The following is a 24,807-nucleotide window of genomic DNA, read 5'->3' on the forward strand; positions in this document are numbered from 1 at the left end:
ATAATACTATTATATATAAATATTAGTAATTATATAATTTTTTTGCAAACCATTACATCCTTGTTATTGATGAATCTGTATACATGATTTAATCAAGAATATGGAAGTGATGAGTAATATAATAAAAAAAGGATTGTTATTGCTGAGCTTATTAGTTGTAAATCAACTCAGTGCTCAGCATCTTGATCTTACTACATATAAATCGGCTTTATATAAAACAGTTTTTAAAAATCGAGTAGATAATTTTAAACTTTGGAATGAAGCTCCACCAGTAGTTCTCAATACGGGTGAAAACAGACTTTATATTTCCACAACTTTTTTCTCATCTGCATGGAATCATAGTCAAAATTTAGCCACACCAATCAATGATGAATTAATCATAAAAAATAAGGGAGGAATTCACTCTTATGTAACATCTTCTTCTCATTGGTGGCAAAAATTTTATGATCCTGTTTTCTTAGAAAGTAAGGATTATAATTACCACAACGAATGGCAAAACCATGACTGGAGGAGAAATTATAATGGTGTTTTTTCTGCTCATCTTTTAAAGATTGAAGATTTAAAGGAGGATATTATTTTTGCAATTAGCCATGGAGAAAATAAGAATGAAAGAATAGATGATTTTTTCTATCAAAATACTATTCGTCCCACGTTCGAAATAAATAAATATGATTCTAAAACCTACTCTGGAGGGGAACCATATGAAGACTGTTGGAGTGCCTATTTTGGTTTTATGAATGGTAATTGGGCATCAGTGAACCCGAAAGGTGTATTTAGACCTTCCTATTTTAACGATATCGGGCCAATAGCATGGCCGTCTGCTGGGTATGTGTCAAGAGATGGTAAACAGCTTTCACATGGTCTAAGACACCCCTCTTCTTTTGTATATGGTAGTTACCTCTACATTTATGTAATAGATACTTCTATGAACGGAACTGGGGGCGTAAAGCTGGTTCGAGTTAAATTTGAAGATGTCCTATCTCCTCATCGTTATCAGACATGGTCTAAAAGCGGCTGGATTGGTGCATTACCAACAGGTTTTTCATCTGAGCACATTAAACAGTTTTTATCAGTAGGGGGGCCAGACAATATATCAATCATTCCTAATGATAAAAAAATCATAAGGTTTTCTGTCGCTTCCTTCAAAAACTCAGAAAACGAATTTATAGGAATCGAGGAGTTTATAGACTCAGATAATCGTATATATTTAGCTTTTAGATTTTCCACTGATTTAATAAATTGGACGAAAAGATCAGTAATTTATAGTGCATCAGATTGGAATTCATCAGTATTAAAATATCCTGTATTTATGAACATTAATGGGTTTACTGATGGGTATATAGATAAAAATGAGTTTTATGTTTTGGGATCAAGAGGTGATGGTTCAATTACGAAACTCTATTTTAAGAAAATTTTAGAGAACACTGAAGGCGCAAACTTAAATCCAGTTACTAAAAATCTACAAGGAATTTTATTTGAGCAATCTGATAAAAAAATAGAGCAGGTTGTAGTTGCTCCTAACCTTACAGGAGCCTTGGTTAATTTGCTTATACAGGTAAAAAGAATCGCTAGAGTAAAAGCCAGTATTCATCGTGCAGATGGAGCTTTAGTTGAGGTGATCTTTGAAGAAACAATGCTACCTCAGATACACGAAAGAGATGTAGATATATCCAAATTCTATCCTGGAGTTTACTTCCTTATAATTACAGATGGCGATAATAAATTAGTTAGGAAAATTATCAAGATTTAATTTTATAACTTCAAATCATACAGAGGCCAACTTACCTTATATAGATTTGATACATCAAAATTCTTGTTTTTAATGTTGTGTAAATTAAAAAAGGGATTCTTCCAGGTATTTTAAGGTGGTGTCACAATTAAATGCCTTCATGGGATGAGCTCAGTACCAAAGGTGCTACTAGATTTAGGCTTTGACTTTAGGTACGACTTTAAAGCTTCCATACAACGTTGGCTTTAAGTAGCACCACAAGATTTTAATGCTAATCCTATCTCAGCGGATATTTCTCCTCTAGTATTGAAGAGTATTAATTTTAACTACTCTTCAATACTAGAGGAGAGTAATAGGATTATCTTAATCCTCTTTCCGCATCACCCAACTCAGGTTATACAAATCTTTCCTTCTGTCCTTCAGGTTTCGTACGCTGCCCGCCGTGTTCAGGTCTTTCAGCAAGTCCAGGTCCAGGTCGGCGATCAGGGTCATCTCCGTGTTCGGGGTAGCCTCGGCCACCACGGCATCGTGCGGGAAAGCGAAGTCGGAAGGGGAGAAAACGGCCGACTGCGAATACTGGATGTCCATGTTCTCGACGCGCGGCAGGTTGCCCACACTGCCCGTTATGGCCACATAGCACTCGTTCTCAATGGCCCGCGCCTGGGCGCAGCGGCGCACGCGCAGGTAAGCGTTCTTGGTGTCGGTCCAGTAAGGAACAAAGAGTATCTTCATGTCCATGTCGGAGAGCATGCGGGCCAGTTCCGGGAACTCTACGTCGTAACAGATCAGGATGCCGATCTTGCCAATGTCTGTGTCGAAGATCTTGAGTTTATGGCCGCCGCGCATACCCCAGTAATGCGACTCGTCCGGGGTTACGTGCAGTTTGTACTGGGCATCGTAGGTGCCGTCGCGACGACACAGGTAGCTGACGTTGTACAGCTTGTTGTCGTAGTACTCCGGCATGCTGCCTGCTATGATGTTTATGTTGTAAGAGAGAGCCAGCTGCACCATCCGTTCCCGAATCTCCTCTGTGTACTCGGCCATACTTCGTATCGCCTCAGAAGGAGACTCCTCGTTGGTGAGTGCCATCAAGGGGGCGTTGAAGAACTCCGGAAATACCACCATATCCGATTTGTAGGAACTGACAGTGTCCACGAAGAACTCGATCTGCTGCATCATGTCGTCCAGGTCTTTCACCGCGCGCATCTGCCACTGCACAATACCGATGCGCACCACGGTTTTCTTGCCTCCGATCAGCTTTTCCTTCTCCTCAAAGTAAACGTTTATCCATTCCAGCAGAGTGGCATAGGCGCGGGAGTCCTTGTCGTCGGGTAAATAGCCCTTCAGAATGCGGCGCACATGGAAACCGTTGCTGAGCTGGAAGGAGAGCACCGGGTCTGATAGTTCCTTGTTCCGAACCATCTCAATGTATTTAGCCGGGGTAAGTTTATCGGCATAATCTTTATAGCCTGGTATTCTGCCGCCGGCAATGATGCCGCGCAGGTTCAGTTTCTCACATATTTCCTTCCGGGCATCGTATAAGCGTCGGCCAAGGCGCAGGTTACGGTATTCAGGGTGCACAAAAACATCTATGCCGTACAGCGTGTCACCTTCAGGGTCATGCGATTTAAACGAACCTTTGTCAATGATCTGGTCATAGGTGTGCTTGTCGCCGTACTCGTCATAGTCGATGATCAGGCTCAAAGCCGATGCAACCACTTTACCGTTATCCTCAATACAAATCTGTCCGTCCGGGAATTTTTTCAATAGGTTAGAGAATTCTTTTCGTGTCCAGGCCCCGTCCATGTTGGAATACACCAGGTCCATGATCTCCTTCACCTCATTGTAATCTTTTAGCTCCAGTTGGCGGAGTAATAATCTATGCTCAAAGCTCGTCTCGTTTTTTTCGCTCATATTGGTTTGGGTGCTATTTATCTTCTCTGTGTATACGTGCAGCAAGTATAGTTTTGATATAATATAATCAAAGCTTGGTATTCTGCTGCCGCGATGGGTGCAAATTTAAACAAAAAAGCGCAGGGGGAAGGCTGCGCTTTTTATAGAGGTGATGGGCTGGAGGCTTAAACCTGTATTTCCGGGATGTCGCCCTCCACGAGCAGGGTGCCCGCTGTCGCGGCTTTGATATCGTCCACGGTTACACCGGGGGCACGCTCTAAAAGCTTAAAGCCTCCTGCTACCACCTCCAGCACAGCCAGATCGGTTACGATTTTCTTAACGCAGGCCACACCCGTAATTGGCAAACTGCATGCTTTCAGTAGTTTAGAGGATCCGTCGCGGGCCGTATGTTGCATGGCCACGATAATATTTTTCGCCGATGCCACCAGGTCCATGGCGCCGCCCATGCCTTTCACCATTTTACCAGGTATCTTCCAGTTGGCGATGTCGCCGTTTTCGGCTACCTCCATGGCCCCCAGAATCGTCAGGTCCACGTGTTCGCCCCGAATCATGCCGAAGCTCTCGGCAGAGCTGAAAATAGAGGAGCCGGGCAGCGTGGTGATCGTTTGCTTTCCGGCGTTGATCAGGTCTGCGTCCACCTGGTCTTCGGTAGGGAAGGGGCCCATGCCGAGCAGGCCGTTCTCTGACTGCAGCACCACCTCAATGCCCTGGGGCAGGTAGTTGGCCACCAGGGTGGGAATGCCGATACCCAGGTTCACATACATGCCGTTCTTTACTTCTTTTGCGATCCGTTTCGCTATTTGGTTTTTATCTAAAGCCATGTCAAGTGATTTTAAGCTGTTCTTACGGTGCGCTGTTCAATGCGCTTTTCATACTTGTCGCCCTGGAAAATGCGCTGCACATAAATGCCCGGGGTATGGATCATGTTCGGGTCCAACTCGCCGGCGGGTACAAGTTCCTCTACCTCCGCCACCGTGATCTTACCGGCGGCAGCCATCATCGGGTTAAAGTTGCGGGCCGTGCCTTTGTAGATCAGGTTACCGGCGGTATCGCCTTTCCAGGCTTTCACAAACGAGAAGTCGGCGCGCAGCCACGCTTCCATTAAGTACATTTTTCCGTTAAACTCCCTGCTTTCCTTGCCTTCGCCTACCTCGGTGCCGTACCCGGCGGGCGTGAAAAAAGCCGGGATTCCGGCTCCACCGGCACGGATGCGCTCGGCCAGGGTGCCCTGTGGGGTCAGTTCTACCTCCAGTTCTCCGGAAAGCAGCTGGCGTTCAAACTCGGCGTTCTCGCCCACATAGCTGGAGATCATTTTCTTTACCTGGCGCTTTTGCAGCAGCAGGCCAATGCCAAAGTCGTCGACACCGGCATTGTTAGAGATGCAGGTCAGTTCTTTCACGCCCAGGCGCAATAACTCCTGAATGGCGTTTTCAGGGATGCCACACAAGCCGAAGCCGCCCAGCATCAGTGTCATGCCATTTTGCACGCCCTGCAGGGCCTCTTGTGTGTTTTTTACAGTTTTATTGATCATAGTTATAACAGTGCTACAGGTTTAGGGGTCGTAAGTTAAGCGTACTTTAAACTACACAGTTTGTACGACGAACCGGTTTTACGAACATCATTAGGTGTAGGTAATTTATATATAAAAAAAGCCATATGAAAGTATGGCTTTGCGTTTTTGGCTGAAACTGTATTTTAATCAGGTGAAAAAAAAAGCCTAGACACCAAGTATGCGTGCCGCCTCCTGCTTGTCTTTCCCCAACTGGGCTTTTAGCTCTTCCAGGTCTTTGAACAGGCGCTCGTGCCGCAGGTGCTCCACAAATTCCACTGTCAGGGTTTGCCCGTAAATGTCGCGCTTAAAGTCAAGCAGGTGCACTTCCAGCCTGAGCTCTTTCCCCTCTACGGTGGGGCGCAGGCCTATGTTCATCATGCCGGCAAAGCGCTCGCCTGCCACGGTTGCCCACACGGCATACACGCCGTTTGCCGGTATCAGTTTATGGGGGGCGGGCAAAGCCAGGTTAGCGGTCTGGAACCCCATGGTACGCCCGATCCTGTCGCCTTCCACTACCTCAGAGGTCATGCTGTAATAACGGCCCAGGTAATTGTGGGCGGTTTCCACGTCGCCGCTTTCAAGTGCCTTTCGGATCTTGGTGGAGCTAACCCCCACTTCATCTATGTCCTGGCGGGGAATCTCCTCCACCTCAAAACCATACTGCTGCGAGCGGGCCTTCAAGTGCTCAAAGCTGCCTTCCCGGTTCTTGCCAAAACGATGGTCGTAGCCAATTACCAGTAGCCGGGTATTGATGGCCTTTACCAGGATATCGGAAATAAAGCTGCGGGAACTGGTACGCGAGAATTCTTTGGTAAAAGGAATAATGAGCAAGTAATCGATGCCAAAGCTTTGCAATTGCTCAATGCGCTCCTCAATGGTAGAGAGTAGCCTTAGTTTGTTATCGTCAGGGAAGAGCACCAGGCGCGGGTGTGGCCAGAAGGTGAGTACCACGCTCTGACCATTCTTTTGCTTCGCCCGCTTAATTACCCGCTTCAGAATTTTCTGATGACCGATGTGCACGCCATCGAAGGTGCCGCTGGTTACAACAGGGTAGCTTAAGCGCGGAAAGTCTGCGAGGTCACGAATTACTTCCATCCGCATCCATTTGTTTTCTCCTGATCTCCTGTATGTCCTCTATGGTCAGGGCGTCTTCTAGCATATACTCTCCAATGCGGGTGCGTACCAGCGAGGACAAATGCGCCCCGCAACCCAAGAGCTGGCCCAAATCGTGCGCCAGGCTGCGGATGTAGGTACCCTTCGTACAGATGACCTTAAAGTGCACTTCTGGACCCGCAATATTGGTAATGTCAAAGGCCTTGATGGTGATGGTACGTGCCTTCAGTTCAGCTGATTTCCCTTTGCGGGCCAGGTCGTAGGCGCGCTTGCCATCTACCATCACCGCCGAATAGATAGGTGGAACCTGCTCAACGGTGCCCACAAAAGTATGGGCCGCCGCTTCTATCGCTTCCCGGGTAAGGTGGCTAATATCGCAGGACTCAGTTACTTCAGTTTCCCGGTCATATGACGGGGTTACCTCCCCCAAGCGGATAGTGCCGGTATACTCTTTCTCCTGCGCCTGTATGGTATCGATGGTTTTGGTAAACTTGCCGGTGCAAAGTATAAGCAAGCCAGTGGCCAGCGGATCTAACGTGCCGGCGTGGCCTATTTTTTTTACCCGCAAAGTGTTGCGCACTTTCTTTACCACGTCAAACGAGGTCCAGTCCAGTGGTTTGTCCAGAAGGAGTATTTCCCCTGCGGCAAAATCGTATTGCATCATTATACTCTTAAGTCTACACCCATAGCCAGGAGTGCCAGCAGCACAACGCCCAGGGCAATTCTATAATAACCAAAAAGCTTAAAGCCATACTTGGTTAGGAAGTTGATAAAGAACTGTATGGCCAGCATGGCTACGATAAAGGCCACAAAGTTACCGATCAGTAGCAGCTTCAGGTCATCAGAAGTGATCACTTCAAAGCTGTTCTGGATTTTCACGAGGTCAAATTTCACGAGGTCTGCTATTTCCAGGTGCAACAGGTCTTTCACCAATTTGTAGCCGGCTGCTGCCAGCATGGTAGGCACGGCCAGGAAAAAGGAGAACTCCGCTGCGGCTTTCCTGTTCACGCCCTGCACCAGGCCCCCGATAATGGTGGCCGCCGACCGGGAAACCCCCGGAATCATGGCGATGCACTGAAACAGGCCAATGAGAAAAGCGTTTTTATAGGTGATCTTTTCTTTGTTGGCATGCGCAAACCACTTGTCGATAAAAAGAAGCACGATTCCACCCGCCAGCAGCATGATGGCCGTTACGAGCACACTCTCCAGCATGGCATCGATGATATCGTTGAGGGCAAGGCCCAGCACGGCAGCCGGAATAAAGGCCAGCAGCAGTTTGGCGTAGAAGTTTACACCCTGCAAAAAGCGGCGCCAGTACAGCACCACCACCGATAGGATGGCCCCGAACTGGATGTTCACTTCAAAGATCTTCGTGATCGGCAGCTCGTTTATACCCATCAGGCTGGAGGCGATGATCATATGGCCCGTAGACGAAACAGGCAGGAACTCGGTGAGTCCTTCCACAATGGCTAAGATGATAGCCTGCCAGATGCTCATTTATACTTCCGTTTTATCCTTAACCAAAATGGCGAACACCTCCACAATAAAGCCAGCCATTACAATGATGGGGCCCAGGGTGATGCCCAGAAAGCCCAGGCCATAGGGTTCGGTATCGAGTGTCATGATAAAGAAGCCGATGGCCAGCAAGGCAATGCCGAGCAGCATGAGCACGTAATTCCGTTTACCAAAGGCAAGTCTGTTCTTGTTTTCCTCCATGTTAGTATAATTCGTCTAAGGACAGGCGCAGGTATTTGCGCACTGCGCGGTATGAGCTTAAGAAACCGATGATCAGGCCGATCACCAAAAGGGCGGCCATCAGGATGTAGGTTTGCTCGTCGTTACGGAGCAACTGCAGTTCGGGCACCTCGTGATAGGCATACTGGGTGAGGGCATAGATCAGGATAGAGGCTACAATGCCGCTCATGATGCCCTGCCAGGCTGCCCTGTTCAGGAAAGGCCGCTGGATAAAAAAGGACGTAGCCCCCACCAACTGCATGCTTCTGATCAGAAATCGCTGTGAGTATAAGGCCAGTTTAACCGTGTTGTTGATGAGAATGATCACCACCAGTGTCAGGATGGCGGCAAACCCGAGCAGCAGGATGCTTATTTTCTGGATGTTACTGTTGATCGATTCGATCAGGCTTTCCACGTACTGTACCTCGTGCACCCCGTCGGTATCCTGCAGGTCCAGCTTGATGCTTTTCAGCTCAGGTGAACTGGAGTGATCGGCATCGATCTTCATCACATACGCGTCGCGCAGGGGGTTATCGCCTAAAAACTCCATGAAGTCTTCGCCGGTTTCATCCAGAAACGCTTTTGCGCCCTCTTCCTTGGAAACGAACCGAACCTGTGCCGTGTCGTTTTTGCTGGCGACATACGCTTTGGAGGCTAATATTTTCTGCAGGCGCGCCAGCTGCACCTCCGTCAGGTTGCGGTCCAGGTAAACCTGCATTTCGATGCTTTCTTTTACTTTCTCGGATAGCTTGCCGGCATGGATCAGGAGCATTCCGAAAAGGCCGATCACAAACAGCGCGAGGGAAATGCTGAAAACTACCATCAGGTGCGGGTAGTTGCCGAGTTTCTTTTTCTTGATGTGTCTGATGTTTTTTGCCATACGATGTGCTTCCCCGCAAAAATAGAAATATAATTTAAATATACAGTGAGCGAAAGCCCATAAAGCAAAATGGCCCGGCAAGAAATGCCAGGCCCGGTTTATTCCAGGTTCAGCCTGGGGTCGGAGTCCAGGATGATGCGCTCGCGCTCCAGCTCCTGCTCCAGCAGCCTGCGTTCGCGTTTTTTGCTGCTAAAGAGCTCGCCCAGACTATCGAAGCGCTTGGTATGCAACAGGCTAATACTTTGCCTGGCCGTTACACCCGTGGCCCGGGTGGCGTAGTAATACTCGGGCGTGGTGCTGTACTCCAGCCTAAGCCGCAGTTCCCCTGTCTGCGAGATGTAATACTCCAGAAACCAGTCGCCTATGTAGTTATTACCGGGCAGGTCGGTCTGGTTGCCGAAACCCGTTTGGTTGGTGACACGCAGGCGGCCCTGGAAAAAAGTATAGCTCAAGCGCAACTGTAACGTGGACAAGGCCTCCTGGTTAATGCCACCCAGGCCAATATCCACCTCCAGGTTACTATCGATGCTGTTGAAAAAGTTGTTGAGCTGGCTGGAGAGCAAACTACCCAGGCTGCCACCTACCGCCGATACGCCCACATTGCTGTCGAAGGCGAGGCTGCCGGGCGGGGAGAGCCGCTGCAGCACCAGCAGGCTGAACACCTGCCGGTTTAGCTCGGTTTCATCGTTATTAATCGTGTTTAAAACGTTTTGCACCTCTATCGGGGCAGACTGGCGGATATCTTCAATGTTCAGGCCCAGATCCACCTGCGGGGTCAGGAGCGGACCGGTCAGGTTGATGACCGCGGTGACCGGGAACCTGCCCTGAATGCCGCTGGAACCCAGGAAAGCGTCCAGCGACGCCATTTGGGTATACTTGGCCGTGATGGCCATGATGCCGCTTACCGGGTCACCGTTCCAGGTGATGGTACTTCCGGGCACCACGTCAAACTCTTTGGTCACAAGTCCCTCCAGCAACTTCAGGTTATAGGCCCCTTTCGTTATCTCGAACGTGCCGTACATGTTAAACTCGCCACGCGTGTCGATGGTCATGCGTATGTCCCCGTTGCCCGAGCCCCTGATAACGTCGCCTGTCGTCCGGTCGATAATGATTTCAAAGTAGGCATCGTCTGTCACATCCAGGTTAAAGTCAAGGTTAATGCCGGAGAGGTCCACGCGTTCGTTTTCGATGTTTACCCCTAGGCCGGTGGTGTCGGTTGTATTCTTGTTCACAAACCTGATAAAGTCTTTGCGGGCTACCTTGGTCTGGTAATCCAGAGGCAGCACAATACGGGTGTTCTCATCGCTACGAGCATTCACCTTTACCTGCAGGTTTTCGGTTGGGCCGAACACGGTGGCCGTTCCGGAGGCGAAGGCCGTGCCGTAAAAGAGTTCGTTCTGCGCCTCGGTGGTGTTCAGCACCATGAAGTTGCGGTACCGGGCCTCCATATCCAACACCATGTTCTGGAAGCCATCATGGGCGATACCCCCCGAAACCGTGGCCTTGTTCCCGAAAATATCCCGCAGCTGCGCATTTCGGAAACTGATGTTGTTGGGCCCCAGGTAAATCCTGTCGGAGAAGTAGTACTTGGTATTAAGGTAGTCGAACTTAAACTGCCCGTTGCTCACCATCACAGATCCCTTTAAAACCGGGGAACTTAAGTTGCCCAGCACCCGCACCCGGCCCTCCATACTTCCCCCCAGGTCCGACAGGATGCCTTTGAGCACCGGCTCCACCAGTTTCAGGTTGGCCTCATCCATCACGGCCAGCAGGTCTAGCTGATCTTCGGTGGCTTTCGGGTTGTAATTGCCCGTAACGGTCAGTACTTTTTTCGCGTTCCGCTCAATTCCCAGGTCTACCACAGCTTGCTGCAGCCTGTTGTTCCAGTTGGTTCTGCCTACTATATGGCCGATAAAAACCTCATCCAGGTAAAAAGAGTCTACCCGGGTAGCCGCGTTAAACTTGGTGTCATCGTAAACGTCCTGGGCCACAACCTCACCGGTCAGCTTACCGGCTATTTTCATGCTGATCAGCGGGTTCAGGTTGGTCAGATCGAAGTTATCCACGTTCAGAACGAGCCTGCTGTCCGGGGCCTCCGAGATTTCCCCTTCGGCGCGTATCACCTGGTTCTTATTGGTGAGTGAAAAATTCTCGAAGACCAGCTTTTTGCCGGCATTGCTGATGTATAAGGTGTTGCCCGGGTTAAACGCCCAGGAGTTTTGCTGTAGCGTAATGTTAGACTCATCGAACACGATCTGGATCTGATCCTGCAGGAAGTTGAGGTCGCCGGTGATCATGGCGCGGTTATCCTGTTCGGGTTGCCGGATGCTGGTGGCGAAGTTAATGGTGCGCTCACTCCAGATGCCCTCCACATAAAAATCCTGGGTTTGGCCGGCACTCGGCAGTTCCTGTTTCGCCGAAGTAAAAAGAAGCGCTGCCAGCACATCCGGATTGTCCTGCAGTTTCGAGGAGTTCAGTTCCAGGTTGTTGCCGTAAAATTTATACTCCTGGTACAGCATGGTGTCTATGTCGGCGTACAGTTGCAGGATAACGGTGTTGCCGTGCCGGAAGGTGCCCTCCATGGCCGTGGAGTCGGAGAGGGTGAGGTCGGGGAGGAAAAGCTGCAGCAGGGGTGCTGGTTGCTTCAGCTTTATTTTATATGCCAGGGCGTACTCCTGCGCCGGTGCGTTTGATTTTCGGTTATAATAGGCAGCCGTGGCGGCTTCGTTGCTTTCAAAGTTCAGCTTATACTCCTCCACCAAAGTGGTGAGGTCTTTTACAAGTGTCGTGTAATCGAAGTTGCCGTCAATCTGCGCGCTTATCAGATCGGAGTCCAGGTCCAGGGTGCGGCTGCCTGCCATTATCTGTGAATTGATCGCGATGGTGTCCAGGGCCAGTTCCTGCCCTTTATAACTTATAAAAGCGCTGTCGAGCAGGGCGGTTCCCTCAAAGGCGTCTAATTTCAAGCCTTTAAAGTTCAGGTTGGCGTTAGCACGGATCAGAAACGGTTCCTCTGAAAGGTTTAGGGCCTGCAGGTCTACACGCTTCAACTGTGCCACTAAGTTAAAGGCCTGCTGCTCTTTGGCCAGGTCTACCTCTCCGTTGGCCGTAAAAACCAGGTTCGGGTCATTTATGGCCACCTTCCCCCTGAATACCTGGTTTTGCAGCGTGCCGTCGGCTGTAATGTTCTGGTAATTATAATCCTGCAGCTGCACCTGGTTTACCGTGGCGTCCACTTTTACATTGGCGTCCTGTAGGGTAAAGCCCGACCCCTCTAGGCGGCCCCGCATGGAGATGGTCCTGATCTGATCCTCGAGGTTGAGCAGGCGGCCCAGGTTAAAACTGCTGGTTTGCACAAAACCACTGTAAGCGGACCGGCGGGTGTTGTCGTCAATTTTCAGGTTGATGTCTGATTGCACGTTGCCCAGGGCAGTTACAAAGTCTCCGTTGGCTACAAAGTCGTTGTAAAAACCCAGAAACCGGCCATCGAGCTTCACGGTTCCCAGCCGCGCAGCTATATCATAGGCATCCTTGGGCAGGAACTGGCGGATATCGCCGGCGTTGATCGTGGAGGGCTTCAGGCGCAGGTTGGCAAAGGTCTCTTTAAAGTTTGGCAAACCGTCAGCATTGATACTCCCGACGATGTGGGTGTTACGGCCATACTCCAGGTCCACGTTGGTGGCCGCAAAATCTTTTACCTTGCCCTTGAAATCAAGTGAATTGGCGATCAGGCGCTCGTCGTATTCCCTTAAAGCGGGGGCGAATGTGGCAATGTCCTTTGAGTACACCGTGGCGTTTTCAAGGTGCGCAGTCATGGTTACGCTGTCTATGAAGGAGGAGAAGTCCCCAAACCGGGCATAATCGAAGCGCAGGTAATTTTGCAGGTTGCTCTTGTTCACCTGCAGGTCCAGCTCATCCCATTCCCAGAACGTGGGCGCAAAACGCATGCGGGTATCCAGGTTCTTCAGCAGGGTGTTAGAGCGCGTCTCGATGGCATTCAGGTCACTTATACGTACCTGCAACGTGTCTTTGAGGCTGATCTCACTGAAACCACCATTTATCCTGTCGAAGGTCATGTGGGCGTAATCCATGCCGTAGTCGGCGCGCGTTTTCCGGAAATCGTCGTAGTTGAAACGCCCTTGCTGCAACACCAGCTTATCCAGCGTAAAATAAAAAGGCTGTGCGGGTTTGGTGGTGTCTTTTACAAACAGGTCGCCTACCGCCGCTATAAATTTGGTGATGTTTAGCGAATCGGTCTTCTCGTATACCACCAGGTTGGCACGGGGTTGCTCGAGGGTGAGCGTGTTGAGGTGTAAGGTATTGGGGTTGAAGATGGAAAAGTTACCGATATCGGCAACGGCCGTTCCAATGTAGAACAGCTCGTTGTTTCTGTAGTCCTTCACCGACACATCGTTAAGGACCACGCTGCTGAAGAATTCGATATCGACGCTCCCGATGGTGACCTGGTGGTGCAGGCGCTCCGAGAAATAAGCGGCAACCCGCTGCACGATCCTGGTTTGCACCCCCGGGAAGCGGATCGCCACGAAAACCCCGGCAAATAGCAGCAAAAGGAACAGGATAAGCCCTAAAACTATTTTTAGAATAGCTTTTCCTATAACTTTGGGGTAATTTGTTGACTGTTCCTTTTCCAAAAGATGTTTGAACCTACGATTTTAGCGATCGAATCTTCCTGCGACGATACCTCTGCCGCCGTTATACGGGGGGGGAGGGTGCTGTCTAATATAGTAACTACGCAGGCAGTGCACGAGCAATACGGCGGCGTGGTGCCGGAACTGGCCTCCAGGGCCCACCAGCAAAACGTCATCCCTGTGGTGCACCAGGCCTTGCTTACGGCAAATGTAAGTAAAAGTGAGTTAAATGCAGTCGCTTTTACCCGTGGCCCGGGCCTTTTGGGTGCCCTGCTGGTTGGGTGCTCTTTTGCCAAGTCGTTTGCACTGGGCCTGCGCCTCCCGCTGATAGAGGTAAACCACATGCAGGCGCATATCCTGGCGCACTTTATAGAAGAACCCAGACCGCAATTTCCGTTCCTTTGTTTAACGGTAAGTGGGGGGCACACGCAAATTGTGGTGGTCAAAAGCCACCTCGACATGGAGGTGATTGGCCAGACCACGGACGATGCGGTAGGAGAGGCCTTCGATAAGACAGCCAAGATGCTGGGCCTGCCCTACCCGGGCGGTCCGATGCTGGATAGAACTGCTGCTACGGGCAACCCCAATGCTTTTGCGTTTCCGGTGGGCAACATGCCGGCCTACAACTTTTCGTTCAGTGGCATAAAAACAGCCGTACTATACTTCCTGCGCGACCAGGTAAAGGCAAACCCGAATTTTGTGGCGGAGAACCTGGCCGACATCTGCGCCAGCGTGCAGCAAACCCTGATCCGGACCCTGATGAAAAAGCTGGCGCTGGCCGCAAAGGACCTGGGCATACGGGAGATTGCCATTGCAGGGGGCGTGTCGGCGAACACCGGCCTCCGTAAAACCCTGCAGGATGCTGCCGAAAAGTATAACTGGAACGTATACATTCCGGCTTTCCAGTACTGCACCGACAATGCCGGCATGATTGCCATGGCGGCCCATTACCAATACCTGGCCGGCGATTTCGCCACGCAGTACGTAAGTCCGGAGCCCAGGCTCAAAATTTGAGCGTGATTGGTCGGATTGCAGTATAAACAAGTTTGCAGCATAACCTGATCTGCTGTTTATAAATAGCGCTTCAGACAATACCTGTTTCTATTTGTTAAAGATGTAAAGCCAGCGGCCTGAAACCCGTTTGAAACACCCGATACCATGCATGTGAAAACCGGTGATACCCGTACCTATACCAAGTATGTAACAGAAGCTGATTTCGCGCGTTTCCAGGACGGGCTGGTGCATGCGGTATGCTCCACCTTTGCCCTGGCACAAGCGGCTGAGTGGGCGGGCAGGTTGTTTGTGCTCGATATGAAAGCAGAAGATGAGGAGGGAATAGGTACCAGCCTGACCATCAATCATAAATCGCCGGCTTTTGAGGGGGATGCGGTTGAGTTTGTGGCAACCCTGGAGCGGCATGATGGTAATGAGGTAATCTGCCGTTTTACGGCCTGTGTGGGAGAACGCGTGGTGGCAGATGGGGAAACCGGGCAGAAAATTTTGAAAAAGGATAAATTAGCCAAAATTTTGGCGCCGAAGAAAGGATAATGGCAAAAGAGAAAGACAGAATAAAGAAACATGTGAACATTGTGAACAGGAAAGCCTCGTTCGAATTCCAGTTTCTGGATAAGTATGTGGCTGGGGTCATGTTGAAGGGTACCGAGATCAAATCCATCCGGGAGGGAAAGGCCAATATGCAGGAGGGCTATTGCGTGTTTCAGCGCGAGGAACTATGGCTGCATAACGTGCACATTTCCACCTACACCGAAGGCACGCATTTTAACCATGAGCCAACCCGCGCACGAAAATTACTCCTTAACAAGAAGGAACTGCGTAAATTAGAGTCAGGCACACAGGAACAGGGCGTTACGATAATCCCCACGCGCATCTTTGTAAACGACCGGGGTTTTGCTAAAGTAGAGATTGCACTGGCACGCGGTAAGAAACTGTACGACAAGCGGCAGGACATCAAGGAAAAGGATGTGAAACGCGAAATGGATCGATCGGGATATTAGTGGAAATTTGATCAAATGATTGCGCGGTGTTTAGGCGTCCATCATTTAATCATCATGGAGTTTTTCAGTCATTCAAAATTAAGCAAAGGTGGAATACGGAATTTGTATGCTAAGCGTGGTGCCCATGCGCGCCGAAACATCTGACAGGGCGGAAATGGTGACCCAGATGCTCTTTGGCGAGTGTTACGAGGTGTTGAGCCGCGAGGAAAACTGGATGCAGGTGCAACTGGCAACAGACGACTACCGCGGCTGGATAGACCATAAGCAGCATTACCCTGTGTCGGATGCTTACTACAAATTATGGCGCGATACCTCGCACCCCAGGGCAATGGACCTGGTGCAGGTGGTGAGCAACGAGGAGAGCCGTATTCCGATCGGCATTGGCAGCTACCTGCCGTTCTTTGATGGCATGAGCATACGGGTGAATGAGGAAGGTTTAGTCTACAGCGGTCGCGCCTCAAACAGCTCGTTGCCAGCTACTACCACTCAGCTCGTTAAAGTAGCGGCTAGCTTCCTGAAAGCGCCATACCAATGGGGCGGTAAATCTGTTTTTGGCATCGACTGCTCCGGTTTTACGCAGCAGGTATACGGTATCTGTGGCTATCAGCTGCCCCGCGACGCCTACCAACAGGTTAACCACGGTGAGGAAGTGCACTTTGCCACCCAGACCCGGGCAGGAGACCTGGCGTATTTCTCTAACGAAGAAGGGCGCATTATCCATGTGGGCATCATGCTGGAGGGTAACCGCATCATACATGCCCATGGCGAGGTGCGCATTGATACCCTGGACCACAACGGCATTTACAACGCTTCCCGCAAGCGTTATTCCCATAAACTCCGTATTATCAAGCGCATTTACATGTAATCAGCTGTTTTTCGTGAACATACGCTATATCTGGCCGGTTTTTTCCGTACAAGTGTAGCAATAGCTCCCGAAAAATCCATGAAAGAAAAAGTGCTGATCTTAAACCAAGACTTTAGTGCCATCGCTGTGTGCACCATCCACAAGGCTTTTCTGTTGGTTTACCTCGATAAGGCCGAAATGATCAACAAGTCAGAGGATGCCTTCCTGCGCACCATCGACAAGTCATACCCCGTTCCCTCCGTGATCCGGCTGCAACGCTATGTGCGGGTGCCTTACAGCGGCATTTCCCTGAGCCGCCACAATGTGCTGCGCCGCGACAACTACTGCTGCCAGTACTGTGGCGCCGTGAAGAACCTGACACTGGACCACCTGCTGCCGCGTTCCAGGGGAGGGGAGACCAACTGGCTGAACCTGGTTACAGCCTGCATGCGCTGCAACACCCGAAAGGGCAATCGCACCCCCGACGAAGCCGGACTGAAACTTTCACGGAAACCGGTAAAGCCAACACTTCAATCTTTCCTGCAACTGCACCTGAACACGCATAACCAGGACTGGGGAGTATACTTGGGCAAGCCACTGGAGTTGGATTAAAGCCATACTAAAATATTTAGTTGTTGTTTTATAAAGCATTATTAATCAGGTATACATCAGACATCGTTTAAAGTATAGCATGCTGTTCTGAATTAAATAATGCCTTCCGGCGCTTCCTGTCCCGCCTGGGCCTGAGAGCAGCTTATTATCTCCTTTGCCGCCTCCCTTCCTCACGTTGTTTCAACCGTTCACTATATTTCGTGCTTACATATAGGGTATACTTTAGTTTTTTATAGCAGATTTTATTACTTTTGCCCCTCATTCAAGTGAATGGGCCTGAAGCGATTCAGGGAAATGTATAACTCAAACCAAATCAGCTGATTGCTCTGGGCTGGTGGCTTATGTAGGGCAGTAAAACAATATGAGTAATTCTCCAGAAAATTTCGATTGGGACAAATTTGAGACCCAAGGTTTCGGTGCTGGTTACAGCAAGGATGAAAAAGCCGAAATGGAACAAATGTATGGCGACACCCTGACTACCGTACAGGAGCAGGAGGTTGTTAAAGGAGTTGTTGTGGGCATCACCGATCGTGACGTGATCCTGAACATCGGCTTCAAATCTGATGGCCTGGTGCCTATTTCAGAATTCAGGGACCTGCCTGACCTGAAAGCCGGTGACGAGGTAGAAGTATTTATCGAAGACCAGGAAGACCCGAACGGTCAGCTTATCTTGTCGCGCAAGAAAGCGAAGATCGTGAGCGCCTGGGCCCGTATCTACGATGCACTTGAGAACGACAACGTGTTGGAAGGTGTTGTGAAGAGAAGAACAAAAGGTGGTCTTATCATGGATATCCATGGTGTGGAGGCTTTCTTACCAGGTTCTCAGATCGACGTGAAGCCAATCCGTGACTTCGATGTATTCGTAGGCAAAAAGATGGAAGTGAAAGTTGTGAAAATCAACGCCGCTTTCGACAACGTGGTTGTATCGCACAAGGTACTTATCGAGAAAGACCTGGAGCAGCAGCGTGCCGCTATCCTGAACAACCTGGAAAAAGGTCAGGTATTGGAAGGCGTGATCAAGAACATGACAAACTTCGGTGTGTTCATCGACCTTGGTGGCGTAGACGGTCTGCTACATATTACAGATATTTCATGGGGACGTATCAACCACCCGGAAGAAGTATTGCAGCTTGACCAGAAGTTGAACGTAGTAGTTCTGGACTTCGATGAGGACAAGAAGCGTATTTCTTTGGGCATGAAGCAGCTGACACCGCACCCTTGGGATGCATTGCCAGCTGAGATCGAGGTTGGTTCTAAAGTGAAAGGCAGAATAGTGAACGTGGCTGATTACGGCGCATTCCTGGAGTTAATGCCAGGTGTGGAAGGTTTGATCCACGTTTCTGAAATGAGCTGGTCGCAGCACCTGCGCAACCCGCAGGACTTCATCAAGCAAAACGACGAGGTTGAGGCTGTTGTGTTGACCCTGGACAGAGAAGAGCGCAAGATGTCGCTTGGTATTAAGCAGCTTACCGAAGACCCATGGACGAAAGAAAATGTGTTAACGAAGTATGCAGTAGGTACTAAGCACACAGGCATTGTGCGTAACCTGACTAATTTTGGTTTGTTCTTAGAGCTTGAAGAAGGTGTTGACGGTCTGGTACACGTATCTGACCTGAGCTGGACCAAGAAGATCAAGCACCCATCTGAGTTTGTGAAGGTAAACGAAAACCTGGATGTGGTTGTGTTGGAGCTTGATGTTCCGAACAGAAGACTTGCGCTTGGCCATAAGCAGCTGGAGGAGAACCCTTGGGATACATTTGAGTCTGTATTCAATGTGGGTTCTGTGCACAAGGCTTCCGTTCTTGAGAAATCAGAAAGAGGCGCTGTGCTTGAGTTACCTTACGGTATCGAAGGTTTCTCATTCCCTAAAGGACTGACAAAAGCGGATGGCTCTCAGGTAGAGGCTGGCGACAGCTTAGACTTCAGAGTAACTGAATTCTCTAAGGAAGATCGTAAGATCATACTTTCTCACACGGCTACGCATTCTGAAGTAGAGTCTCCGCGCGTTGCGAAGGCTACCAAGAAGGCACAGCCTGCAGGCGAGAAGAAAGAAGCGAAAGCCCCTAAAGTTCAGAAAGAAGCTGACAAGTCTACATTAGGCGACCTGGATGCACTTTCTGCTCTGAAAGAGCAAATGCTTTCTAACGAGAAAGAAGCTGGCGTTAAGAAGTTAGAAGCGGCCGCGGCTAAGAAGTCGAAAGACACCCCGGACGAAGAAACTTCTGCTGACGAAGCATCAGAAGAAGAAAGCAACGCTTAAGCTTTAAGCTTGTTGCATATTGAAAGGCCCCGGAGCAATCCGGGGCCTTTTTTTTGTTAATTTGTCTCCATGAAAGGCTGGCAGTTTACGATGAGCACCTTCTCCTCGGGCAGCAATAGATAGCCGTAGTTGTAGCAGATGGGGTAGAGGTTGCCCTGTTTGTCTTTTACATCAGGCACACACTTTTGTTCAGTGCTTTCCGGCAGCGGCCCGACAATGCGCTGAACAATAGCGTTTGTCAATCCTGCCGCTAAGCCTTTGCCGCACTGTGGGCACTGTTGTTTCGGCCTCATGTGTTATATGTGTTTTGAAACGTTTAGTTGCGTTTGTAAACGTAGCTATACGTTTGATAAAACGGATACCACTTTTTAGCTTTTGGGAAATAAAACGCCCCATATACCAGCAAGCTAGTTCCGCCCCAATTATATACCTCAACGCTTTAGAGCACGAGGGCAGAACCTTCACCCGTCGCTTGCACAAGCCCAATCCCTTCATCCGTAAACAGTTATATGAGGTCGGCTAGGTCACAGTAGCAGCAAGACCACCGAAATTTATCCCCATGTTACCAGCTACGCCTTGGATAAAATTGTGAGTCCGCTTGATAATTTATAGAAAGGTGCTATATTCGGGTTGCACTATGAAAGTGGTAGGTTTAAGAAACAGCTGTTGCGAAAATGATCTTAAAAAGTTGGCAATCCTACTCCGTACATAATGCAGATAGTAGGAGTAGGTACTCCTGCTAGCCAGTAGTTGGGCGTCATATAAAAAGAACTGAAATCTTAACAAAAAACTGAATTATGAAAAAAGTATGGATTTATTTAGTAGCGTTTTCGCTAATTACTTTTGGTTGTGAGCAATCTACAAAGAAAGATGGGTTAAAAGAATCGACTGAAAAACCTTTGAAAAAAAACAATGGATTAAAGGCGATAGATATTGAAACCTTAATATCGGAACTTGGGATGGAAGGAAAGGAAGAAAATGGACAATTTAAAGTTACTGTTCCGCAAAACGACTTAAATGTAACAGTCGATGGATTTAAAATTATTCCCCCTATGGGATTAGGCAGTTGGGTAGCATTTGCACCAACTTCTGAACTACCTATGATTATGGGCGATATAGTTGTTACAGAAAAAGACCTTAAACCAGTACAGCAAGAAGTAATCAAACAAGGATTAACTATTACAGCTATTCACAATCATTTTGTAAGGAATGAACCTGATGTAATGTATATGCATATTGGGGGTATGGGTAGTGAAAAAAAATTAGCTAAAAGTGTAAAAGCTATTTTTGATAAAGTAACGGAAATTAGGGGAACAAATCCGTCCACTGCAGAAATGTTAGCAGTAGAAAACAGCCTTGACACAAATTTGATTGACAGCATAGTTGGGCATAGCGGGATGATGAATAAGGGAGTATATAAAATCACTATTGGCCGACCTGATGTGAAGTTAACAGAACACGGTGCACAGGTAAGCACATTTATGGGTTTCAACACTTGGGCAAGTTGGCAGGGAACGCCTGAAAAAGCAGCAGTAGCAGGTGATTTTACGATGCTTGCAGATGAAGTAGCACCGGTAATAAAGGCTTTGGTTGAAAATGACATTGAAGTGGTTGCGGTTCATAATCATATGGTACACGAAAATCCAAGAATTTTCTTCCTTCATTATTGGGGGGTTGGACCAGCAGAAAAATTAGCAAAAGGATTAAGAGCAGCTTTAGACAAAACAGGAGTGAAAAATGATAAATAACGTAGGATAAAAAATACGAACGCCCAACAATGGCTATAAGTAATTGCTTGTTTTCGTCTACTCTGAAAATTTCTGCGGTTTTTTCAGTTTGGTGCGTACTTGCAAAATTAAGTGCTAACCCACGCAACTACTCATAGCCGAGACGTTGACCGTGCTTGTGAATTTACAAATTTACTCAACCCATTATTGTCTGTTAAGAATTGCAGATTACCCTTTTTAATAAACAACATGAACAGTAATTAATAAACTTTACTGTGTTCTAAGGCATTAATACGAACTACCGTGCAGCCATAAAGGGCACCTATCCATTTATATAACTTTATAAGTACATCAAATTAACCAACAATGAGGGGCAACCAAGGTTCATCGGCAGAACAACAGCAGGAGTTGCTCAGTACACTAAAAAAACGCTTTGAGGAAAACATGAACCGCCATAAAGGCATTGAGTGGGCAAGCGTGCAAACAAGGCTGGAAGCTGCTGCTGAAAAAATGTGGTCGCTGCATGAAATGGAAAGAACTGGCGGCGAGCCTGATGTTGTCGGTTTTGATGAAGAGGCAGGCGCTTACATTTTTTATGATTGTGCAGCGGAAAGTCCTGAAGGCCGCAGAAGTATATGTTACGACCGTGCAGGACTGGAGTCAAGGAAGGAGCATAAACCACAAAATAACGCCATAGATATGGCTGCTGCCATGGGTATTGAGCTCTTAACTGAACAGCAGTACCGGGATTTGCAGCAACTTGGCAGGTTTGATACAAAAACGTCGAGTTGGGTGAAAACACCAGCCGCTATCCGAGAACTCGGTGGCGCCCTTTTTGCTGATTTCCGCTACGGTACTGTTTTCATTTATCACAACGGCGCACAATCTTATTATGCCGGAAGGGCGTTTCGGGGAATGCTGAAAGTATAAAAACCATTTGCGATTTACCCACCCCTAACCCCTCCGAGGAGGGGAATTCTGCAAAGAGTGAGTGATTCCCCTCCTCGGAGGGGTTAGGGGTGGGTTTAAACCTTCAAAGGATATTATATCGCAACTTGAGATATCAAAGTAGTAGTGTGAAGCTAAATTTAGCCGCTAAAAATATGACTAAATATATCATTCTGATACTGAGCCTTATTACAACCGGTTGTTTTGGGCAGGAAACGCTTCACTACGCCGACTCAATCAGAAAAGCCAATCATATTCCTGAGTTAAGTTATGCCGTGGTTACTGCTACATCAACACTGGAAGTTGGGGCGCTTGGGCGACATTCGGTGGCATTACCCGACACAGCAACCCTGCAAGACAGGTTTCATTTGGGCTCTAACACAAAAGCCATGACTGCTTTTTTAATTGCCAAATATGTTGAAAAGGGCAAGTTAACTTGGGGTACGAAATTCTTTGCTATCTTCCCTGAATGGAAGGATAACTCTAAAGCAGCCTACTCTAACATCACCTTACAGGACTTGCTTTCGCACAGGTCAAGGGTGCAACCTTTTCAGGGAGAAAACGACCCTGAGATTCCGGATTTTAAAGGTACAAACCAAGAAAAGCGTAAAGCGTTCGGACAATTTGTACTTACCCTTGCGCCTGTAGAAGAAGATACGGTTCAGCAGTTCACCTATTCCAATGCTGATTATACCCTGGCAGCCTTAATGCTTGAAAAAGTTACCCATAAAAGTTGGGAGCAATTGGTAGATAAAGTTTTTAACAAGGATCTAAAGCTACACGTGCAATTAGCGTGGCCGGAAAATCAAAAAGCAAAAGATACCTGGGGACATGTATACGAAAATAATACCCTCACACCCGTTCCCTCAACCGCCGATTTCCACTTAGATTATACAGAACCGGCTGGAGATATCAACATGACGCTGCCGGATTACATCAAATTCATCCAGTTAAACCTAATGGGCCTGGAAGGGAAAGATAACTACCTGAAGGCCACTACCTATAAGTTTATGCATAACGGGATAGAAAACTACGCCTTGGGTTGGTTTAATATATCCGAGAATGGAAAGGAATGGTCGACGCACTCAGGAACTGTGATGACCTATTATACAAATGTGCAGATCGACAGGACTCAAAAAGTCGCCTACATCGTTTTTACAAATTCGTTTAACGAGGAGACAGTGAATGGCGTAAAACTGCTGATGAGGCAACTCAAGAAAAACTACGGTAATTAAACCGGAATAAGTTTTAAGGGTCAGATTGCAGACCAGGAACCTGCATGAAGGAAACCAATCAGATTACCACCCTAAATTTACGTGCAGTCGAATGTTAAGGCTGCTTTGTTTTACGCAGGTTTAGCAAGAGAAACACCTCTCGCGAGGTTCGCAGGTAAATGGCCTCAACACAATCCGGGTTAATACTGTTATCTTGTAGCGTTCATAGAAACGAAGAAGAAGCACCGTATTTTATATGCATTTTTTAGAGGTATCTAACATCTCTGTAAACGGAGAGAAATCACCTGTCCTACAAAATATAAGTTTCTCGCAGCAGGAGTTCCAGAAGATAGCCATTGCAGGGGAGACCGGCTCCGGGAAAAGCACTTTATTAAAGGTGATCGCTGGCCTGGCACAAGCAGATACCGGGCAGGTGTTTTTTGAGGGGGAGCGTGTAATGGGCCCGAATGAAAAGCTGGTGGCAGGGCATGCGGGCTTTGCTTACCTGTCGCAGCACTTCGAGCTGCCCCATTCCTTGCGTGTAGAGCAGGTGTTAAAGTATGTCAATACGCTGGAAAGGGAAGATGCCGGAAAACTTTACGAGATCTGTAAGATCACGCATCTGCTGAAACGCAAAACAAATCAACTGTCCGGTGGCGAGCGGCAACGTATCGCGCTGGCTCGCTTGCTGTCTTCTTCGCCCAGGCTGTTGCTACTCGATGAGCCTTTTTCTAACCTGGACATAGAGCACAAGCAGACCCTGAAGGAAGTGATACAGGCCCTTGGCGAGGAACTGGATATTAGCTGCATCCTTGTATCGCACGATCCGAAAGACACCCTGTCGTGGGCTGACAGAATTCTTGTACTGAAAGATGGCAAATGCTTGCAGCAGGGCACGCCGGAGCAAATTTACCGGCAGCCTGTCAACGCGTATGTGGCTGGCCTGTTTGGTAAGTATAACCTGCTGCCTCCCGCAGTTTTGCCTTACACAGGTACTGCTGCTGTGCAAAGTATTATACGTCCTGAAGATCTTATACTTACCGAGGCCCATAAGGGGGGAGTGGCCGGAACCATACAAAACATACTGTATTATGGCAGTTACTATGAACTGGAAATCAGACTTCCTGGAGCCATGGTGACGGTGCAAGTCGTGCAGCATGCCTGCCGGACAGGCGATTTAGTTTATGTAGCCAGGGCCCCGGAAACAAAAAAATCTGCCCTCGGAGTTTGATGAATATACTTTTCTGCGTATGTTTGCACTCCAATCACCTGGTAACGTGGCCGAGTGGCTAGGCTCAGCTCTGCAAAAGCTGCTACAGCGGTTCGAATCCGCTCGTTACCTCTCAAAGCTCCCTTAGGTTTTCCTAAGGGAGCTTTTTGTTTAGATTCCCCCTGAAATGTCCTGCCTAACCAATCTTTTAGTGCAAATCGCCGTAATCATCTTTAAAAAAAGCAATTGAATACCTTCACTTAAAGCTGATATCTTCCGTATCCAAAGCAGAATAAAAACTTCTTCTGGCTGGTAAAGCCAGACTTCTGAAAAGATGTTTGTAGCATTTTAACCTGCCCTGAGAGCAGGAGCTGATGTTTACGCAACTGTGGCAGAGAAATAAGTA

21 protein-coding genes and 1 tRNA gene are annotated in these 24,807 nt (G+C 48.4%); 12 read left to right on the plus strand and 10 right to left on the minus strand.

Features of this window, described 5'->3' with window-relative positions; all coding sequences use genetic code 11:
- Positions 1-100: 100 nt before the first annotated feature.
- Positions 101-1,750 (plus strand): T9SS type A sorting domain-containing protein, encoded by a 1,650-nt coding sequence (locus AC4BAN_RS04630; RefSeq protein ID WP_490563206.1) that lies wholly within the window; start codon positions 101-103, stop codon positions 1,748-1,750.
- Positions 1,751-2,092: 342 nt separating this feature from the next.
- Here the strand turns inward: AC4BAN_RS04630 and AC4BAN_RS04635 are convergent, their stop codons facing one another.
- The 9 genes from AC4BAN_RS04635 to AC4BAN_RS04675 all read right to left on the minus strand — a co-directional run bounded on the left by AC4BAN_RS04635 (position 2,093) and on the right by AC4BAN_RS04675 (position 13,574).
- Positions 2,093-3,643 carry a GNAT family N-acetyltransferase gene (locus AC4BAN_RS04635; protein WP_490563207.1) on the minus strand — a complete coding sequence of 517 codons (1,551 nt, stop codon included), beginning with the start codon at positions 3,641-3,643 and terminating at the stop codon, positions 2,093-2,095.
- 164 nt (positions 3,644-3,807) lie between these two features.
- Positions 3,808-4,464: a 3-oxoacid CoA-transferase subunit B gene (locus AC4BAN_RS04640; protein ID WP_490563208.1), complete on the minus strand. Its 657-nt coding sequence runs from the start codon at positions 4,462-4,464 to the stop codon at positions 3,808-3,810.
- Positions 4,465-4,475: 11 nt separating this feature from the next.
- The gene (locus tag AC4BAN_RS04645) at positions 4,476-5,174 is read right to left on the minus strand and encodes a CoA transferase subunit A (protein WP_490563209.1); all 699 of its coding nucleotides are present in this window, start codon (positions 5,172-5,174) and stop codon (positions 4,476-4,478) included.
- A 186-nt stretch (positions 5,175-5,360) separates the two neighbouring features.
- Entirely contained in the window at positions 5,361-6,290 is a 930-nt protein-coding gene (locus AC4BAN_RS04650; protein ID WP_490563210.1) for a bifunctional riboflavin kinase/FAD synthetase, read from the minus strand.
- Positions 6,274-6,969, minus strand: a complete 696-nt coding sequence (truB, locus tag AC4BAN_RS04655; RefSeq protein ID WP_490563552.1) for a tRNA pseudouridine(55) synthase TruB — start codon at positions 6,967-6,969, stop codon at positions 6,274-6,276. The genes AC4BAN_RS04650 and truB overlap by 17 nt, the downstream gene beginning before the upstream one ends.
- Positions 6,970-6,971: 2 nt before the next feature.
- Entirely contained in the window at positions 6,972-7,805 is an 834-nt protein-coding gene (locus AC4BAN_RS04660) for an undecaprenyl-diphosphate phosphatase (protein ID WP_490563211.1), read from the minus strand.
- The gene (locus tag AC4BAN_RS04665; protein WP_490563212.1) at positions 7,806-8,024 is read right to left on the minus strand and encodes a DUF3098 domain-containing protein; all 219 of its coding nucleotides are present in this window, start codon (positions 8,022-8,024) and stop codon (positions 7,806-7,808) included.
- Between the two features lies 1 nt (position 8,025).
- A complete protein-coding gene (locus tag AC4BAN_RS04670; protein ID WP_490563213.1) occupies positions 8,026-8,922 on the minus strand; it encodes a cell division protein FtsX in 897 nt (298 codons plus the stop codon).
- A gap of 98 nt (positions 8,923-9,020) precedes the next feature.
- Positions 9,021-13,574, minus strand: coding sequence for a translocation/assembly module TamB domain-containing protein (locus tag AC4BAN_RS04675; protein WP_490563214.1), 4,554 nt, complete (start codon positions 13,572-13,574; stop codon positions 9,021-9,023).
- Positions 13,575-13,577: 3 nt separating this feature from the next.
- Here AC4BAN_RS04675 and tsaD point away from each other — a divergent pair, with 3 nt between their 5' ends.
- From tsaD to rpsA, 6 genes are all read left to right on the plus strand, one after another.
- Positions 13,578-14,585 (plus strand): tRNA (adenosine(37)-N6)-threonylcarbamoyltransferase complex transferase subunit TsaD, encoded by a 1,008-nt coding sequence (tsaD, locus tag AC4BAN_RS04680; RefSeq protein WP_490563215.1) that lies wholly within the window; start codon positions 13,578-13,580, stop codon positions 14,583-14,585.
- 144 nt (positions 14,586-14,729) lie between these two features.
- The gene (locus AC4BAN_RS04685) at positions 14,730-15,119 is read left to right on the plus strand and encodes a thioesterase family protein (RefSeq protein ID WP_490563216.1); all 390 of its coding nucleotides are present in this window, start codon (positions 14,730-14,732) and stop codon (positions 15,117-15,119) included.
- Positions 15,119-15,586 (plus strand): SsrA-binding protein SmpB, encoded by a 468-nt coding sequence (gene smpB, locus AC4BAN_RS04690; protein WP_490563217.1) that lies wholly within the window; start codon positions 15,119-15,121, stop codon positions 15,584-15,586. The genes AC4BAN_RS04685 and smpB overlap by 1 nt, the downstream gene beginning before the upstream one ends.
- 88 nt (positions 15,587-15,674) lie before the next feature.
- The gene (locus tag AC4BAN_RS04695) at positions 15,675-16,451 is read left to right on the plus strand and encodes a C40 family peptidase (RefSeq protein ID WP_490563218.1); all 777 of its coding nucleotides are present in this window, start codon (positions 15,675-15,677) and stop codon (positions 16,449-16,451) included.
- A 78-nt stretch (positions 16,452-16,529) separates the two neighbouring features.
- The gene (locus AC4BAN_RS04700; protein ID WP_490563219.1) at positions 16,530-17,042 is read left to right on the plus strand and encodes an HNH endonuclease; all 513 of its coding nucleotides are present in this window, start codon (positions 16,530-16,532) and stop codon (positions 17,040-17,042) included.
- 361 nt (positions 17,043-17,403) lie between these two features.
- On the plus strand, positions 17,404-19,302 hold the full coding sequence (gene rpsA, locus AC4BAN_RS04705; RefSeq protein ID WP_490563220.1) for a 30S ribosomal protein S1: 1,899 nt from the start codon (positions 17,404-17,406) through the stop codon (positions 19,300-19,302).
- 56 nt (positions 19,303-19,358) lie between these two features.
- On the opposite strand, the gene AC4BAN_RS04710 is transcribed toward rpsA, so the two are convergent.
- Positions 19,359-19,595, minus strand: coding sequence for a hypothetical protein (locus AC4BAN_RS04710; protein ID WP_490563221.1), 237 nt, complete (start codon positions 19,593-19,595; stop codon positions 19,359-19,361).
- A 504-nt stretch (positions 19,596-20,099) separates the two neighbouring features.
- Here AC4BAN_RS04710 and AC4BAN_RS04715 point away from each other — a divergent pair.
- The 5 genes from AC4BAN_RS04715 to AC4BAN_RS04735 all read left to right on the plus strand — a co-directional run bounded on the left by AC4BAN_RS04715 (position 20,100) and on the right by AC4BAN_RS04735 (position 24,533).
- A complete protein-coding gene (locus AC4BAN_RS04715) occupies positions 20,100-21,050 on the plus strand; it encodes a DUF1259 domain-containing protein (RefSeq protein WP_490563222.1) in 951 nt (316 codons plus the stop codon).
- A gap of 345 nt (positions 21,051-21,395) precedes the next feature.
- A complete protein-coding gene (locus tag AC4BAN_RS04720) occupies positions 21,396-21,959 on the plus strand; it encodes a DUF4256 domain-containing protein (RefSeq protein WP_490563223.1) in 564 nt (187 codons plus the stop codon).
- A 173-nt stretch (positions 21,960-22,132) separates the two neighbouring features.
- Positions 22,133-23,212: a serine hydrolase domain-containing protein gene (locus tag AC4BAN_RS04725; RefSeq protein WP_490563224.1), complete on the plus strand. Its 1,080-nt coding sequence runs from the start codon at positions 22,133-22,135 to the stop codon at positions 23,210-23,212.
- 235 nt (positions 23,213-23,447) lie between these two features.
- Positions 23,448-24,422, plus strand: a complete 975-nt coding sequence (locus tag AC4BAN_RS04730) for an ABC transporter ATP-binding protein (RefSeq protein ID WP_490563225.1) — start codon at positions 23,448-23,450, stop codon at positions 24,420-24,422.
- Positions 24,423-24,462: 40 nt separating this feature from the next.
- Positions 24,463-24,533: transfer RNA gene (locus AC4BAN_RS04735), tRNA-Cys, on the plus strand.
- The last annotated feature ends 274 nt before the right edge of the window (positions 24,534-24,807 follow it).

It is taken from the genome of Pontibacter sp. GD13 (assembly GCF_058216355.1).

Coding starts and splice junctions, on each gene's coding strand:
- AC4BAN_RS04630 (WP_490563206.1), top strand. CDS start 101: ATGGAAGTGATGAGTAATATAATAAAAAAAGGATTGTTATTGCTGAGC.
- AC4BAN_RS04635 (WP_490563207.1), bottom strand. CDS start 3,643: ATGAGCGAAAAAAACGAGACGAGCTTTGAGCATAGATTATTACTCCGC.
- AC4BAN_RS04640 (WP_490563208.1), bottom strand. CDS start 4,464: ATGGCTTTAGATAAAAACCAAATAGCGAAACGGATCGCAAAAGAAGTA.
- AC4BAN_RS04645 (WP_490563209.1), bottom strand. CDS start 5,174: ATGATCAATAAAACTGTAAAAAACACACAAGAGGCCCTGCAGGGCGTG.
- AC4BAN_RS04650 (WP_490563210.1), bottom strand. CDS start 6,290: ATGGAAGTAATTCGTGACCTCGCAGACTTTCCGCGCTTAAGCTACCCT.
- truB (WP_490563552.1), bottom strand. CDS start 6,969: ATGCAATACGATTTTGCCGCAGGGGAAATACTCCTTCTGGACAAACCA.
- AC4BAN_RS04660 (WP_490563211.1), bottom strand. CDS start 7,805: ATGAGCATCTGGCAGGCTATCATCTTAGCCATTGTGGAAGGACTCACC.
- AC4BAN_RS04665 (WP_490563212.1), bottom strand. CDS start 8,024: ATGGAGGAAAACAAGAACAGACTTGCCTTTGGTAAACGGAATTACGTG.
- AC4BAN_RS04670 (WP_490563213.1), bottom strand. CDS start 8,922: ATGGCAAAAAACATCAGACACATCAAGAAAAAGAAACTCGGCAACTAC.
- tsaD (WP_490563215.1), top strand. CDS start 13,578: ATGTTTGAACCTACGATTTTAGCGATCGAATCTTCCTGCGACGATACC.
- AC4BAN_RS04685 (WP_490563216.1), top strand. CDS start 14,730: ATGCATGTGAAAACCGGTGATACCCGTACCTATACCAAGTATGTAACA.
- smpB (WP_490563217.1), top strand. CDS start 15,119: ATGGCAAAAGAGAAAGACAGAATAAAGAAACATGTGAACATTGTGAAC.
- AC4BAN_RS04700 (WP_490563219.1), top strand. CDS start 16,530: ATGAAAGAAAAAGTGCTGATCTTAAACCAAGACTTTAGTGCCATCGCT.
- rpsA (WP_490563220.1), top strand. CDS start 17,404: ATGAGTAATTCTCCAGAAAATTTCGATTGGGACAAATTTGAGACCCAA.
- AC4BAN_RS04710 (WP_490563221.1), bottom strand. CDS start 19,595: ATGAGGCCGAAACAACAGTGCCCACAGTGCGGCAAAGGCTTAGCGGCA.
- AC4BAN_RS04715 (WP_490563222.1), top strand. CDS start 20,100: ATGAAAAAAGTATGGATTTATTTAGTAGCGTTTTCGCTAATTACTTTT.
- AC4BAN_RS04720 (WP_490563223.1), top strand. CDS start 21,396: ATGAGGGGCAACCAAGGTTCATCGGCAGAACAACAGCAGGAGTTGCTC.
- AC4BAN_RS04725 (WP_490563224.1), top strand. CDS start 22,133: ATGACTAAATATATCATTCTGATACTGAGCCTTATTACAACCGGTTGT.
- AC4BAN_RS04730 (WP_490563225.1), top strand. CDS start 23,448: ATGCATTTTTTAGAGGTATCTAACATCTCTGTAAACGGAGAGAAATCA.